This is a genomic window from Pseudomonas sp. SK3(2021), from assembly GCF_016772375.1.
GTDB lineage: Bacteria > Pseudomonadota > Gammaproteobacteria > Pseudomonadales > Pseudomonadaceae > Aquipseudomonas > Aquipseudomonas chlororaphis_I.
Genome location: NZ_CP061943.1, coordinates 2,486,716 through 2,501,767, shown reverse-complemented (window position 1 = coordinate 2,501,767; position 15,052 = coordinate 2,486,716). Strand labels below are relative to the sequence as shown.

The 15,052-nt window shown below is 66.3% G+C and carries 15 protein-coding genes; 9 read left to right on the top strand and 6 right to left on the bottom strand.

The window, feature by feature from the left end; translation table 11 throughout:
- Positions 1–126: 126 nt before the first annotated feature.
- Entirely contained in the window at positions 127–702 is a 576-nt protein-coding gene (locus IF690_RS11460; protein WP_202700122.1) for a DcrB/PsbP domain-containing protein, read from the top strand.
- A 47-nt stretch (positions 703–749) separates the two neighbouring features.
- On the opposite strand, the gene IF690_RS11455 is transcribed toward IF690_RS11460, so the two are convergent.
- From IF690_RS11455 to IF690_RS11440, 4 genes are all read right to left on the bottom strand, one after another.
- On the bottom strand, positions 750–1,466 hold the full coding sequence (locus IF690_RS11455; protein ID WP_202700121.1) for an alpha/beta hydrolase: 717 nt from the start codon (positions 1,464–1,466) through the stop codon (positions 750–752).
- 89 nt (positions 1,467–1,555) lie between these two features.
- On the bottom strand, positions 1,556–2,668 hold the full coding sequence (locus IF690_RS11450; protein WP_202700120.1) for a succinylglutamate desuccinylase/aspartoacylase family protein: 1,113 nt from the start codon (positions 2,666–2,668) through the stop codon (positions 1,556–1,558).
- A gap of 298 nt (positions 2,669–2,966) precedes the next feature.
- Entirely contained in the window at positions 2,967–3,746 is a 780-nt protein-coding gene (gene aotJ, locus IF690_RS11445) for an L-arginine-binding protein AotJ (protein ID WP_202700119.1), read from the bottom strand.
- A 389-nt stretch (positions 3,747–4,135) separates the two neighbouring features.
- Positions 4,136–4,570, bottom strand: coding sequence for a rhodanese-like domain-containing protein (locus IF690_RS11440; protein ID WP_202700118.1), 435 nt, complete (start codon positions 4,568–4,570; stop codon positions 4,136–4,138).
- A 101-nt stretch (positions 4,571–4,671) separates the two neighbouring features.
- On the opposite strand from IF690_RS11440, the gene ftrA reads away from it, so the two are divergent.
- Positions 4,672–5,649 carry a transcriptional regulator FtrA gene (ftrA, locus tag IF690_RS11435; protein WP_202700117.1) on the top strand — a complete coding sequence of 326 codons (978 nt, stop codon included), beginning with the start codon at positions 4,672–4,674 and terminating at the stop codon, positions 5,647–5,649.
- A 141-nt stretch (positions 5,650–5,790) separates the two neighbouring features.
- Here the strand turns inward: ftrA and cobF are convergent, their stop codons facing one another.
- Together cobF and IF690_RS11425 are read right to left on the bottom strand one after the other, a co-directional pair.
- On the bottom strand, positions 5,791–6,555 hold the full coding sequence (gene cobF, locus IF690_RS11430) for a precorrin-6A synthase (deacetylating) (protein WP_202700116.1): 765 nt from the start codon (positions 6,553–6,555) through the stop codon (positions 5,791–5,793).
- Between the two features lie 175 nt (positions 6,556–6,730).
- Positions 6,731–7,294, bottom strand: a complete 564-nt coding sequence (locus IF690_RS11425; protein ID WP_202700115.1) for a histidine phosphatase family protein — start codon at positions 7,292–7,294, stop codon at positions 6,731–6,733.
- A gap of 311 nt (positions 7,295–7,605) precedes the next feature.
- Here IF690_RS11425 and IF690_RS11420 point away from each other — a divergent pair, with 311 nt between their 5' ends.
- The 7 genes from IF690_RS11420 (at position 7,606) to astA (ending at position 15,028) form a co-directional block, all read left to right on the top strand.
- The gene (locus tag IF690_RS11420; protein WP_202700114.1) at positions 7,606–8,460 is read left to right on the top strand and encodes a MurR/RpiR family transcriptional regulator; all 855 of its coding nucleotides are present in this window, start codon (positions 7,606–7,608) and stop codon (positions 8,458–8,460) included.
- A gap of 2 nt (positions 8,461–8,462) precedes the next feature.
- Complete coding sequence (locus IF690_RS11415; protein WP_202700113.1) at positions 8,463–9,107, top strand: cysteine hydrolase family protein; 645 nt, start codon at positions 8,463–8,465, stop codon at positions 9,105–9,107.
- Positions 9,104–10,450: a type I glutamate--ammonia ligase gene (locus tag IF690_RS11410; protein WP_202700112.1), complete on the top strand. Its 1,347-nt coding sequence runs from the start codon at positions 9,104–9,106 to the stop codon at positions 10,448–10,450. The genes IF690_RS11415 and IF690_RS11410 overlap by 4 nt, the downstream gene beginning before the upstream one ends.
- Positions 10,434–11,186, top strand: coding sequence for an N-formylglutamate amidohydrolase (locus tag IF690_RS11405; RefSeq protein ID WP_202700111.1), 753 nt, complete (start codon positions 10,434–10,436; stop codon positions 11,184–11,186). The genes IF690_RS11410 and IF690_RS11405 overlap by 17 nt, the downstream gene beginning before the upstream one ends.
- 193 nt (positions 11,187–11,379) lie before the next feature.
- Entirely contained in the window at positions 11,380–12,723 is a 1,344-nt protein-coding gene (locus IF690_RS11400) for an APC family permease (protein WP_202700110.1), read from the top strand.
- Positions 12,724–12,918: 195 nt separating this feature from the next.
- A complete protein-coding gene (locus IF690_RS11395; RefSeq protein ID WP_202700109.1) occupies positions 12,919–13,935 on the top strand; it encodes an arginine N-succinyltransferase in 1,017 nt (338 codons plus the stop codon).
- Positions 13,936–13,993: 58 nt separating this feature from the next.
- The gene (gene astA, locus IF690_RS11390) at positions 13,994–15,028 is read left to right on the top strand and encodes an arginine N-succinyltransferase (protein ID WP_202700108.1); all 1,035 of its coding nucleotides are present in this window, start codon (positions 13,994–13,996) and stop codon (positions 15,026–15,028) included.
- Positions 15,029–15,052 lie beyond the last annotated feature (24 nt).

Genomic DNA, 15,052 nt, shown 5'->3' with positions numbered 1-15,052 from the left:
GCGCCACGAAGGCCGCTCCCGCGCCCTTTTATCCGAAATTTCGCGCCACCGCATATCCCGCTGGAGTGCCCCGCGACAGCCGTGGGAAGATGCGCGCCCCCAACGCGTTCACTCTGGAGAATCTGCATGTCCCTGTTCGGTAAACACGCCGCGGTCCTGGTCCTGGCGGCGCTGGCCGGTTTCAGCGCCCTGGACGTGTCCGCGGCCCAGCCGACGAACAAGAAGGCCAAGGTCGAGAGCGTCTCGATGCTCGGCGGCAAGTTCAGGTTCAGCCTGCCCAAGGGTTTCATCGCCAACCCGCTGCCGGCCGGCGACGAAGCCAGCGGCACCGCCGGCGCCACCGGCACTATGTACACCAACGCCAGCACCAAGACCGTGGTCATCGCCGCACAAAACCTGATCCCCGATGCGGTGCAGGCCAAGGACAACGACGCGCAGTTCCTCGACAGCGCGGTCTCGGGTTTCCTCTCGCAACAGGCGGCGGCCCTGCCGGACTTCAGCAAGCAGAGCGAAAAAAGCATGACCCGCGGCGGCCTCGGCCTGCGCCAGATCGACAGCACCGCGACCCAGGGCGGCGGCCTGACCCAGAGCTCCACCCTGCTGGCCGGCTCCGGCAACCGCATGGCGGTGGTGCAAGTGATTTCGCGGATCGACGACAAGGCCAATCACGACAAGCTGGTCAGCCAGATCGTCGGCCAGTAAGCCCTCAGGAACCCGCAGCGACAGCCGCCGCTACGGGTTCATTGGATTCAAGGATTGAGGCTGAGCAACCAGCGGTTCAGGTCCTGGAGCTCGGTGTCGCTGATGCTATGGCCGACGCCCGGGTAGGCATGGAATTGCGGCGCCAGGCCCAGCCCGCGCAACAGGCTGTCGGCCTCAGAGCCGTCGCTGTAAGGCAGGCGCATGTCCGCGGTGCCATGGGCGATGAAAATCGCCAGCCGCTCCAGGCCCGCGCCGCTCTTGAGCTGCGAGCGCAGCACCGGCAGGATCTTCCCGCTCAGGGCGGCGATCCCGCGGACCGCCTGGGGATGGCGCAGGCCCAGCTCGTAGGACATGATCGCGCCCTGGCTGAAGCCCACCAGGAACACCCGGTCGGCGCGGGTGTGGTACTTGGCGATCGCCTGCCGCACGAACGCGTCGATCAGCTTGGCGCTGTCGGCCAGCTCGGCGGTCACCCCGTCATAAGCGCCTTCGCCCTGCTTGTGAAACCACTGGTAACTGCCCTCTTCCACGGTCTGCGGCGCCCGTACCGAAAGGTAGGTGTAATCCGCCGGCAACCCGTCCTTGAGGCCGAACAGGTCCTCTTCGTTGCTGCCGTAGCCGTGGAGGAAAATCACCAGGGGCCGGTCGCGCGAGTCGGCCGGAACCTGTTGCCGATAGAGCAGCGGCAGGTCGTCGTGCAGCACCGGCTGCGCCTGGGCGGTGGCACAAACCCACAGCAACAACAGGGCCAGGAACTTGAACATGGGACGTCCTTGCGGGTGGGCAGGCCTGGCAGTGTGGCCTGGCCTGCAATCAGGGAAAACCCTCGACCGTCATCAGGCCGGCGAGCGCCTCAATCGTTGCTCAGCTTGCCACTGCGGATCGGCTCGCGGCCGGAGACCTTGGCCTGCCAGATGCCCGGCTCGGTGTAGCGGCTGCGGTCCAGGGCGAACAGCACGCCGCTGGTGGCGGCGCGCACCACGGTGACGATGTCGTTCAGCGGGTCGACCACCTCGAAGATCGCATCGCCCCGCTCCACCCACTCGCCGGCCTCGCGCAGGAAACTGACCACCCCATGGTGCGGGGCGAACAGGTATTGGGTGCCTTCGAACGGCATGCCCTCGCAACAGGCGTCCGGGGCGGCCGGCCAGTGGCCGTCGATAAAACCCTGCTCGGCGAGAAAGCCGAGGATCGCTTCGCAGTTGGCCTGGGCCTGCTCGACCCGGGTGTCGCCCATGCTGCCCAGCTCCAGGGTGGTAGCGAGGTTGGCCGGTGGAATGGCCGCCCGCGGGAAGTCGCGGGCCAGGCGCAGCCAGGGCGTGGAGCAGGACTCGTCGAACGAGCTACCGCCGGAATCCTCGCAGAGCAGCGCCACGCCGGCCTTCAGCCGTGCGGCCAGGGACCGCCACTGCGGCCAGTGCTGGGGCAAGGCGTACAGATGGATCGCCGCTTCGAAATCGCAGTGCAGGTCGAGGGTGATGTCGGCGTCGCAGGCATGGCGCAGCAGCAGGCGTTGCAGGGCTTGCAGTTGCGAGGCCGGAGCCGGCAGGCGGTCGAGGACTTCGCCCATGGCCTGGCGGATCAAGGCGACGTTGGCCGCCGCATCGCTGCCCAGGCGGTCACCGATCAGGTCGCCCACCGGGCCGCTGAGTTCGACGAAGGCGCGGTTGAAATTCTTCCCGCTGCCGCTTTCGAAACGCCCCAGGTGGCTGCTTTGCAGATGCTGGTCGAGGCCGATGGGGTTGGCCACCGGCACCAGTTCGATCACGCCCTTGAGCTGCCCCCGGGCTTCCAGTTCGCCCAGGCGTTGTTTCAGTTCCCAGGCGGTGCGCATGCCCGGCAGCTCGTCGGCGTGCAGGCTGGCCTGGATATAGACCTTGCGGCTGCCGCTGCCAAAACGGAACACGCTGAGCTGACGCTGGGTGCCCAGGTGGCTCCAGGGCAAGGAATGATCGATGCGTTGCATGAAGGGCTCCGGAAGAAAAATGGAGTTCGGCGGGGGCCGTAGCCTGAGGCATTTGCGCGGCCGTGAAAAGGTCGTCGCCCGCTGCCAGTTGATGCGAGCTTCCTGTAGCCGCTGCCGCAGGCTGCGTTCGGCTGGCACGGCCGTGACGCCCTCAAGATCGCTGAAGGTCCTGCGGACCTTGGCGCAGCCTGCGGCAGCGGCTACAGGGGATCGCCCTGCTCCTGTTCGGGCCGGCAAATCGCGCCCACAAAAAAGGCGGCGCCGTCTTCGCGGTAGCCGCCTTTTCCAGCCCGGCGAATTACTCGCCGTACACGTCGAACTTGAAGTACTTGTCCTGCACGGCCTTGTACTTGCCGTTGGCGCGGATTTCCGTGATGGCGGTGTTGAATTTCTCGGCCAGCGCGGTATCGCCCTTGCGCACGGCGATGCCGGCGCCGCCACCGAAGTATTTCGGATCGTTGTACTCGGGACCGACGAAGGCGAAGCCCTTGCCGGCGTCGGTTTTCAGGAAGCCGTCGTCGAGGTTGACCGAGTCGGCCAGCAGCGCGTCGATGCGACCGGACACCATGTCCAGGTTGGCTTCCTGCTGGGAGCCGTAACGCACCAGGTCGATCCCGGCCGGCACCAGCACTTCGGTGGCGAAACGGTCATGGGTACTGGCGCGCAGCACCCCGACTTTCTTGCCCTTGAGTTCGGTCAGCGGGTCCTTGACCGCGGTGCCTTCCTTCATCACGAAGCGCGCCGGGGTGTGGTAGTACTTGATGGTGAAGTCGACGTTTTTCTTGCGATCGTCGGTGATGGTCATGGACGACAGGATGGCGTCGATCTTGCGCACCTTCAGCGCCGGGATCAGGCCGTCGAATTCCTGCTCGACCCAGGTGCATTTGACTTTCATCTGCTCGCACAGCGCATCGCCGATATCCACGTCGAAACCGGTGAGCTTGCCGTCGGGGGTTTTCATCGAGAATGGCGGGTAGCCGGCTTCGATACCGATGCGGATCGGCTTGGCATCGTCAGCCACGGCGGTCAGGGACAGCATGGACAGTGCCAGGGCACCGAACATCACAAGCTTCTTCATTTATAACTCCCGTAGACGGAGGCTCTTATTGGCAGAAAGGTTCGATTGGGGGAAATCGAAGTGGCCAGCAGTCTAGAGCGGCGCTCGGGAGGCAAATTGTGTTTATGCGACAAATACTTATATAAAATCCACGCCCGCGTTCACAGGTCGGGCGAGCCGCCCCGCGGTGGTGCAATGGGCGCGGGAAATGTCGTCGATCCCTGCATTTTCCCGGGTTTTCGCGCCTGCATTACGACCTGCGAGTCGCACCGCAAACGCCCCGGGCGGCGTCATTCCTTCCTATCAGACAGGCCACAAGCACAATACCTGCAGCCGCTGGCGCAGCCTGCGCCAGCCCGGGCCACGCTGGTCGCAGGGCCTCCAGCATTCTGCAGACCCCGCGAAAACACCTAACAGGCACACTCCACGACCGCGCTCGCCGGCCGCTCGAGCGCCACGCTGAGCTTGAAACCCTCATCCAGCCAGCCGGTCACGCCGCCGATCATTTCCTTGACCGGGTAGCCCAGGGCCGCCAGCCGGACCGCGGCCTTGTTCGCGCCGTTGCAGTGCGGGCCGGCGCAATAGACCACGAACAGGGTGTCCCGGGAGTAACCCGCCAGGCGCTCGGCGTTGATCAGGCGCCCGGGCAGGTTGATCGCCCCCGGCACATGGCCGCGCTCGAACGCCAGGGGGCCGCGCACGTCCAGCAGGACGAAATCGACCTCCCCGGCTTCCTGGCTGCCGAAGACATCGGAGCAATCGGTCTCGAACGTCAGGCGGTTGGAGAAATGCATCAGGGCGATGGCCGAGGGGGCGGCGGGAATGTCACGAACCAGGCTGGTCATTGCAGCGTCTCCAGAACGACAGTGGGTGTGACAGGACTTTATCGGCCCGGCCGACGTCGCTACAGTGACGCACAAGACACTGACTGGTAACTTCCCGCCAAATGCACAACGCCCCCGGTTTAGTCGCGATCCTGGCCTACAACGGCCTGTGCACCTTCGAGTTCGGCATCGCCGTGGAAATCTTCGGCCTGGCCCGTCCGGAGTTCGATTTCCCCTGGTACGAACACCGCATCGTCGCCGTCGAGCCCGGGCCGCTGCGGGCCATGGGCGGTATCCAGGTGCTGGCCGATGGCGGCATGGAGCTGCTGGAACAGGCGCGGACCATCGTCATCCCCGGCTGGCGCAGCCGCAACGGGCCGCTGCCGCCCGGGCTGAGCGAGGCTTTGGTGCGCGCCCATGAACGCGGCGCGCGGCTGCTGTCGATCTGCTCCGGGGTATTCGCCCTCGCGGCCACCGGGCTGCTGGACGGCCGCGGCGCCACCACCCACTGGCAATACACCGATGAGCTGGCCGAGCGTTTTCCGGCGATCCTGGTGAACCCGGACGTGCTCTATGTCGATTCGGGGCAGATCATCACTTCGGCCGGCAGCGCCGCCGGGATCGATGCCTGCCTGCACCTGGTCAGCCGCGACTTCGGCACCCACGTCACCAACTCGGTGGCGCGGCGCCTGGTGATGTCGCCGCAGCGCACCGGCGGCCAGGCGCAGTTCATTCCCGCGCCGGTCAGCCGCACGCCGCGCAACGACCTGTCGCGGGTCATGCAATGGGCCCGCGAGCGCCTGCATGAACCGCTGGAAGTGCGCGACCTGGCCAGCCAGGCATTGATGAGCGAGCGCACCTTCCTGCGCCGCTTCAACCAGGCCACCGGTATCTCGCCCAAGGCCTGGCTGCAGCACGAACGCCTGGCCCGGGCGCGGGAGTTGCTGGAGAGCGGCAGCGAGCACACCGAGACCATCGCCCTGCGCTGCGGCTACCGCTCGGTGGAGAGTTTTCGCGTGGCCTTTCGCAGCGTGGTGGGCCTGCCGCCGTCGGTGTATCGCGAACGGTTCGGGCGTGGGGAGAAGGGGGTCGCCGAGTGAGGCGGCGATCGGGAGGACGTCATTGCGGGCAAGCCTCGCTCCCACGCAAGCCTGTTTCGTTGGCGTGCCTGAAGAACTGCTCCTGTAGGAGCGAGCGGGCGGCGATCCGGTTTGCCCGCGAAAGAGCTTGCCCAGCCCTCCTCAATCCTCCGGCTTGCGCAACAGATAGGTGTCCATGATCCAGCCATTGGCTTGGCGCGCCGCCTTGCGCACCTGCTGGATCTGCCCCGCGACATCCTTGAGCCGGCCGGCGATCAGGATTTCCTGCGGCGTGCCGAGGTAGGCCCCCCAGTAGATCTGCAAGTCCTGGTCCGCCACCTGGCGATAGGAGTCCTCGGCGTCGAGCATCACCACCAGGCTGTCGGCGTCGCTCACCTGCCCCGCCGCCAGCCGCCGGCCGGTGGTGATCTCGACCGAGCGACCGATACGGTTCAACGGCACCTTGTGCTGCGCCGCCAGGGCCTGGACGCTGGTGATGCCGGGGATCACCTCGAACTCGAACGCACAGCGGCCGCTGGCCAGGATCGCCTGCAGGATGCGGAGGGTGCTGTCGTACAGCGCCGGATCGCCCCAGGCCAGGAAGGCGCCGGTTTCGCCGTCCGCCAACTCCTCGTCGATCAGGCGCTCGAAGGTGCGCTGCTTGTCGCGGTTCAGCTCGGCGACGCTGGCCGGGTAATCCACCTCGGCACCGCGCAGCCGCTCCGGGCTTTGCGCTTCGACAAAACGGTAGCCGGGCTGCTCGATGTAGCGCTCGCAAATCTCGCGGCGCAGGTCGATCAGCGCGTCCTTGCTCTGGCCCTTGTCCATCAGGAAGAACACGTCGGTGCGATTGAGCGCCTTGACCGCCTGCATCGTGATGTAGTCGGGGTTGCCGGCGCCGATGCCGATGATCAGCAGGGTTTTCATGGGAGCGGGTCTCGGGTGCTGCTCGGGGGATGGAGTATGGCCGGGTTGTGGTGGCGCGTCACAGGGCGGCCGCTCTGCGGCCTATCGCGAGCAGGCTCGCGCCTACCATGATTTGCGCCCCCCTGTAGCGAGCTTGCTCGCGAAAAAATCCCCAGGCCACGCCGAGCCAAGCCCGCTAATCGCGCGGGTCCAGGCGCAAGCGCCAGCGACCATTGAAGCGCAGTTCGACCTGGGCCAGCGGCTCGACATCGATGGCGTTGAAACTGGCCGGCGGGCATTGCATGACGTGCACCAGGGCCGCGCGGATAACCAGCGGATGGGTCACCGCCAGCACATGCCCGGGCTGCTCGCTCAGCGCCACCAGCCACGCCGCGACCCGCTCGCACAGCTGTGCCACCGACTCGCCGCCATGGGGCGCCGAGTGGCTGTCGGCCAGCCAGGCTTGCAGGGCCTCGGGCTGCTCGCGGTGCAAATCATCGAGGGCCAGGCCCTGCCAGCGGCCCATGTCACAGTCGCGCAGCACCGGCACCGTCTCCACGGCGGCGCCATACAGGGCGGCGGTCTGCCGCGCCCGTTGCTCAGGAGCGCTGAGCAGTCGCGGCGGACGCTTGAACGCCGCGGCCCGCGAGCCCGCCTGCGCCTGCCAGTCCATCTCCAGCGGTTCGTCCAGCGCAAAACGCGCCAGCTTCCAGGCGACGGTTCGGGCATGGCAGATCAGGGTCAAGCGGGTGGCCGGCACGGGGAATCTCTCGACGTTGAATGGGCGCAGCGGGCAAGGTGGCTGCGTTTGTATCACGTCTCGCCGGGGGATTCCTACCTGTCGCCCCGCCCTGCCGCCAGGCCGCGAAATCGTCCTGCTTGCACGGCACCCTGCCGCGCTGATGCGGTGCCCCGAAAAACCTCGAACAGCCAATAAACCAGGGCTTTTGCGCGCCCTTTTGGGGCGTTCGCGGATGCTTCCATTTTTCACTAGACATGTAGCGTAAATTACATAAATACTGTTTTCACTTTCAGTGAAACAAAAACGACACTTATCCACGAAGGCGTTTTATGCCGTCTCTCAGAGACCTGATCACCGACCCGGCCCTCGACCTCACGCCTTCGGAGCGCAAGGTCACCCGTGCCCTGCTCGACCATTACCCGCGCAACGGCCTGGGGCCCATGTCGCGGCTGGCCGAGCATGCCGGCGTCAGCGACCCGACCATCGTGCGGCTGGTGAAAAAACTCGGTTTCGGCGGTTATGCGCAGTTCCAGGAAGCGCTGCTCAGCGACATGGACGATCGCCTGCGTTCGCCCAGCACCCTGTTGCAACCGCGGGCCCAGGTGCCCCAGGACGACGCCTGGAGCCATTACCTGCAAGGCAGCCTGCGCAGCCTGGAACAGACCCAGGCCCTGACCCAGCCCGAAGACGTGCGCATCCTGCTCGACTGGCTGCTGGACAGCCGGCACACGCTGTACTGCTACGGCGGGCGCTTCAGCAACTTTCTCGCCAGCTACCTGCTCAATCACCTGCGCCTGATGCGCCCCGGCTGCATGGCCCTGGACGACAACGCGCAACTGCCCGACCGCCTGTATGACGTGCAGCGCCAGGACATCGTCCTGCTGTTCGACTACCGCCGCTACCAGAGCCAGGCCCTGCGCGTGGCCAGCGCGGCCAAGGCACGGCACGCGCGGGTGGTGCTGTTCACCGACATCTACGCCTCGCCCCTGCGGGAGCTGGCGGACCTGATCATCAGCGCCCCGGTGGAGTCGACGTCGGCCTTCGACACCCTGGTGCCGGCCCTGGCCCAGGTCGAAGCGCTGGTCGCCAGCCTGAGCCTGCGCAGCACCGACCTGGATCGACGCCTGGAAGGCATCGACGCCCTGCGCAACGAATTCGCCACTCACCTGCTGGAGGACAAATAAGGATGGTCTGCCTTCCCCACCACTCGCCCCGCGACCTGCCATTCACCCTCGACCGCACCGCCCTGCTGCTGGTGGACATGCAGCGGGCCTGGCTCGAGCCACAGCTCGACCCGCATTTGCAGGTGCCGGATGCCGAGTACTTCCTCAAGCGCACCCGCGAGCAGGTGATTCCCAACCAGCAGAAGCTCCTGACGGCCATGCGCGGCGCCCGGCAGAACGTGCTGCACACCATTATCGAAAGCCTGACCGCCGATGGCCGCGACCGCTCGCTGGACCACAAGCTGTCGGACATGCACCTGCCCAAGGGCAGCCCGCAGGCGGCGATCATCGATCCGCTCGTGGCGCAGGTGAACGAAATCGTCCTGCCCAAGACCTCCTCCGGGGTCTTCAACTCGACCAACATCGACTACGTGCTGCGCAACCTGCAGACCCGCCACCTGATCGTCGCCGGCATCGTCACCGACCAGTGCGTCGACATGGCGGTGCGCGACGCCGCCGACCGCGGTTACCTGGTGACCCTGGTGGAAGACGCCTGCGCCACCTACACCGATGCCCGGCACCAGGCCTGCCTGAATGCGATCAAGGGCTACTGCTGGATCACCGACACCCGGACCGTGCTCGACCGCCTGCGGGAGATGCAGGCATGAGCCGGAACAACGAGCCGTTGCAGCCGGTGGCCATGACCACCCTGCTCACCACCGACCTGATCGGCGTCAGCCGTGGCCGCTCGTTCCCCAGCGACGAACTGGACAGCTACACCAGCGCCGGCTGCGGCTGGGTCCCGGCCAACAGCGCGCTGACCCCGCAGGACATCATTGCCGAGCCCAACCCCTGGGGCGCCCGTGGCGACCTGCGGCTGATCCCCGACCTGGCCAGCCGGGTCCGGGTCGGCAACGGCCCGGACGCGAGCGCCTCGCCGCTGGACTTCATCCACGCCGACATCTGCGAGACCGATGGCCAGCCCTGGGCCGCCTGCCCGCGCACCCTGCTGCGCAACGAGGTGCAGCGCTACGCCAGCGAGCTGGGGCTGCAGATCACCGCCGCCTTCGAGCACGAATTCAACCTGCACAGCGCCACCGCACAACCGGAACGCCTGGCCTTCTCCCTGCAGGCCCAGCGCCAGGGCGCGGACTTCGGCGGCTGGCTGCTCAGCGCCTTGCGCGCCGCGGGCGTCGAGCCGGAAATGTTCCTGCCCGAGTACGGCAAGCACCAGTACGAGATCACCTGCCGCCCGACCCGGGGCGTGGCCGCCGCCGACCGCGCGGTGAACGTGCGCGAGATCGCCCGCGAGATCGCCCGGCAACTCGGCCATGGCCTGAGCTTCGCGCCCAAGACGGCCGAGCACGCGGTGTGCAACGGCGTGCACCTGCACCTGAGCCTGCAGGACCTGGATGGCACGCCGGTGTTGTATGAGGAAGGACGGGCCAACAGCCTGTCGTCCCTCGGCCAATGCTGGGCGGCCGGGGTGCTCAAGTACCTGCCGGCGCTCTGCGCCTTTACCGCGCCGACACCGATTTCCTACGCGCGCTTGCAGCCCCATCACTGGAGCGCCTCCTACGCTTGCCTGGGCCAGCGCAACCGCGAAGCCTCGCTGCGCATCTGCCCGACCGTGAGCATCGGTGGCAAACCGGCGGCGCCGCAGTACAACCTGGAATTCCGCGCGCTGGACGCCACCGCCTCGCCGCACCTGGCCATGGCCGCGGTGCTGATCGCCGGGCGCCTGGGCATCGAACAGGAGTTGCCACTGCGCGCCGTGACCGACGAAGTGCCGGACGAACTGAGCGCAGAGCAGCGCCAGGACCGCGGCATCGTCGCCCTTCCGGCTTCGTTGCCGCAGGCGCTGGACTGCCTGCGCAACTGCCCGGACCTGCTGCAAGCCCTGCCAGCCCCGCTGCTGGACACCTATTTCGCCGTCAAACACCAGGAAGTGAAACTGACCGAGCACCTGACCCCTGCCCAACTCTGTGAGCACTATGCACACCTGTACTGAAACCGCTGAACTGGGGCTGTACACCCGACCGGCCTACCGGCTGCTGCGGGAAGATTCCGCGCACCCGCTGATCCTCGTCTGCGAACACGCCAGCCGTTATATCCCGGCGGCGCTCAACGACCTCGGCCTGGACCCGGAAGCGGCGCGCGAGCATATCGCCTGGGACCCCGGCGCCCTGGAGCTGGCGGAAAACCTCTCGCAGACCCTCGGCGCCACCCTGCTGACGGCCAACTATTCGCGGTTGCTGATCGACCTCAACCGCCCGTGCCAGGCCCACGACAGCATTCCGTTGCAGAGCGAGATCTACCAGGTCCCGGGTAACCAGTACCTCGACGAAACCACCCGCGAGTACCGCCGCAAGCAGCTGTTCCGGCCCTTTCATGCGCGCTTGAGCGCGCTGATCGATGCGCGCCTGGCCGCGGGCCGGCCGGTGCGGGTGGTGGGCATCCACAGTTTTACCCCGCTGTACTACGGCCAGCGCCGCACGCTGGAGATGGGCGTGCTGTTCGATCGCGCCGAGGGGTATGCCCGGCGCCTGCTGGAAGGCATGTCGGTGCACGACGTGAAGATCGCCGGCAACGAGCCGTACAAGATCGACGCCCTGAGCGACATGACCGTGCCGGCCCACGGCGATGCCCGCGGGCTGGATTCGGTATTGATCGAGGTGCGCAACGACCTGCTGCGCACCCCGCAAGCCATACAGTGCTGGACGGATTACCTGGCGCCGCTGTTGTAAAAACGTTGGGAAGCAGGATGGAGCTGTGGTTGTAAAAAAGCTGTTTGCTGTACCGGTACAACAACTATAAAAACCGCCGTGGCGTGTCTTTAAACCTGCCAGGTTCAAATACATTGCCTGCCGCTATCAGGTCGTCCATCGACATCAGCGACAGGCATCCGCCCCCCCTTTGGCTGACAAGGAGAACCTCTTCATGGAGATTGAAGAATTCGGCTACAAACAGGAACTCAAGCGCGGCCTGACGCTGCGCGACCTGGTGGTCTACGGGATGATTTTCATGATCCCCATCGCCCCGTTCGGGGTCTATGGCTATGTAAACCAGGAAGCACCGGGCATGGTGCCGCTGGCCTACATCATCGGCATGCTAGCGATGCTCTTCACCGCCCTCAGCTACGGCAGCATGGCCCGCGCCTTTCCCATCGCCGGCTCGGTCTACTCCTACGCCCAGCGCGGGCTCAACCCCCATGTCGGCTTCATCGCCGGCTGGCTGATGCTGCTCGACTACCTGCTGATCCCGCCGCTGCTGTATGTCTACGCGGCCATGGCGCTGAACCACCTGTACCCGGACATTCCCAAGGTCGGCTTCATCCTCGCGTTCCTGGTCAGCGCCACCTTCGTCAACCTGCGCGGCATCACCTTCACCGCGCGGATGAACATCGTGTTTCTCCTGGCGCAACTGGTGGTGCTGGGGATCTTCCTGTCCTACGCCTGGAACGCCCTGCACGGTGGCACCGGTAACGGCCAGCTGACCCTGGCGCCGCTGTACAGCCCGGAGAATTTCCACTTCGGCATGCTGATGCAGGGCGTGTCGATCGCCGTGCTGTCGTTCCTCGGTTTCGATGCCATCTCGACCCTGGCCGAAGAGATCAAGAGCGAGCCGGGCAAGAGCGTCGGTCGCGCCGCCCTGATCACCTTGCTGGTGATGGGCGCGATCTTCGTGGCGCAGACCTGGATCGCCACCGACCTGGCCGCCGGCATGGGCTTCAAGTCGGCCGACACGGCCTTCTACGAGATCGCCGAAATCGCCGGCGGCAGCTGGCTGGCGACCCTGACCGCGGTAGCCACCGCACTGGCCTGGGGCGTGGCGGTGGCCATCACCTCGCAAGCGGCGGTGTCGCGCCTGCTGTTCGGCATGGCCCGCGACGGCAAGCTGCCGAAGATCCTGGCCAAGGTCCACCCCAGGCACAACACGCCGCACATCAGCATCTACCTGGTGGCCGTGCTGTCGCTGCTGATCTGCTACCTGTTCATCAACTCGGTGGACACCCTCACCTCCCTGGTGAACTTCGGCGCCCTCAGCGGGTTCATGCTGCTGCACCTGACCGTGATCAATCACTACTGGCGCCGCAACAAGTCGGCCCAGGTGCTGCGCCATCTGATTTGTCCGGCGATCGGCTTCCTAATTGTCTGCGCGATCATGTACAACATGGGGGTCGATGCGCAGAAACTCGGTTGCATCTGGATCGCCATCGGCCTGGTCTACCTGTTCTTCCTCAACAGGCTGGGCGCCAATACGGCGCTGGCCGATCCACTTTAATCATCAACACCCCCCGGCCGCCGCGGCACCATGAAGGTGCTCCGGCGAATCCGAGCGGGCGCCGACAGGTGCCTGCGTGCCACCGCCCGCCTTCGTGGGCAGTGGCAGCAATGCGTGGAAACCGACAGTGATTGTCAGGTTCGGCGCCCAGGTCTTGCGGCCAGGCGTCGATCATTTTGATACAGGAGTACATCCATGCTGGTCTTACGCCCAGTTGCGCCAGACGATTTGCCGGAGTTGCAACGGCTGGCCCGTGAAAGCCTGGTGGGGGTGACATCCCTGCCGGACGATCGACAGCACTTGCTGGACAAGATTCTCGACTCTTGCGCTTCCTTCGCCGCCAACGTGCGGGCTCCGGGGCCGGAGAACTATTTTTTTGTCCTGCACGACCCGGCCCGCGGCCAGCTGCGCGGCTGCTCGGAAATCCTCGCCATGGCCGGGTTTTCCGCGCCCTTCTACAGCCTGCGCAACCGGCCTTTCGTCAGCAGCTCGCGGGAGCTGAACGTGCAGCACGGCGTGCCGACCCTGTCGCTGTGCCAGGACCTGAGCAACCACAGCCTGCTGCGCGGCTTTCATATCGACCCGGACCTGGTCGGCACGCCCATGGCGGAGCTGCTCTCCAGGGCCCGCCTGCTGTTTATCGCCGCCCATGGCGCGCGCTTCGCCGACACCAGCATCACCGAGATCGTCGGCTACAGCAGCGACGACGGCCACTCGCCGTTCTGGGATGCCCTGGGCAAGCACTTCTTCGACTTGCCCTATGCCGAGGCCGAGCGCCTGTGCGGCCTGCAAAGCCGCAGCTTCCTCGCCGACCTGATGCCGCAATACCCGATCTACATCCCGATGCTGCCCAAGGCGGCCCAGGACTGTATCGGCCAGGTTCACCCGCAGGGTCGCGAGGCCTACGAGATCCTGCTGCGCGAGGGGTTCGAAGCCAACCACTATGTCGACCTGTTCGACGGCGGCCCGACGCTGTACGCCCGCCACAACGGCGTTCGCTCCATCCGTCACAGCCTGATCGCCAACGCCTGCCCGGGCCCGCAGAGCGGCAGCGGCCGGGCCTGGCTGGCGAGCAACGAGCGGCTGGGGCAATACCGGGCGGCCCTGGTGCACCTGGACGAAGCGCCCGGGGATCGGGTCGACCTCGACCCGCAAACCTTCAACGCCCTGCAACTGCAAACCGGCGACCCGGTACGGCTGGTCGCCTTATGAAGAACCCCGGACACGTTTGCATTCGCCGCCGCAACCGGCGCGCAGAAGGAGCTGCATCATGATCGTTCGCCCGGTACGCGTGACTGACTTGCCCGCGCTGATGGCCCTGGCCCAGCGCGCGGGCCTGGGGCTGACTACTCTGCCAGCCAACCAGGAGCGCCTGACCCATCGGATTCGCTGGGCCCAGCGGACCTTTGCCGAACAGGTGGAACGGGCCGACGCCGACTACCTGTTCGTGCTCGAAGACGACGACCAGCAAGTGGTCGGCATCAGCGCCCTGACCGGCGCCGTGGGCCTGCGCGAACCCTGGTACAGCTACCGGGTCGGCATGACCGTCAACTCGGCGCCGAACCTGGGGATCCGGCGGCAGATCCCGACCCTGTTCCTGAACAACGAAATGACCGGCCAATCGGAACTCTGCTCGCTGTTCCTGCGCCCCGACCAGCGCCGTGACACCAATGGCCGCCTGCTCTCCCTGGCGCGCCTGCTGTTCGTCGCCGAGTTCCCGCACCTGTTCGGCGACAAGCTGATCGCCGAGCTGCGCGGCAAGGGCGACGAGAACGGCTGCTCGCCCTTCTGGAACAGTCTGGGCCGGCACTTCCTGCAGATGGATTTCGTCCAGGCCGACCACCTGTCCAGCCTCGGCCACAAACCCTTTATCGCCGAACTGCTGCCGCGCCAGCCGCTGTACACCTGCCTGCTCAGCGAGCCGGCCCAGGCCGCCATCGGCCAGGCTCACGAAAACGCCGAAGCGGCGCTGGCCATCCTGCGCCATGAGGGTTTTACCCATCAGGGCCATATCGACATCTTCGACGGCGGGCCGGTGATCGAGGCCGAGCTGGGCAAAGTCCGCGCGGTGCGCGAAAGCCAGGTGTTGCCGCTGCTGGTCGGCACCCCGGACGACGACGCGCCGACCTGGTTGATCCACAACCGCCGCCTGGAAAGCTGCCGCGTCACCAGCGCCCGCGGCCGCCTGGTGTCCGGTTGCCTGCTGGTGGACCGCCTCAGCGCCAAGCGCCTGCAATTGCAACCCGGCGACCTGGTGCGCACCGTGCCGCTGCTCGCCACCCAGGCCAAGGCAGCGGCGGCCTGAACGCCTGAGGACGGCACTGGCCGA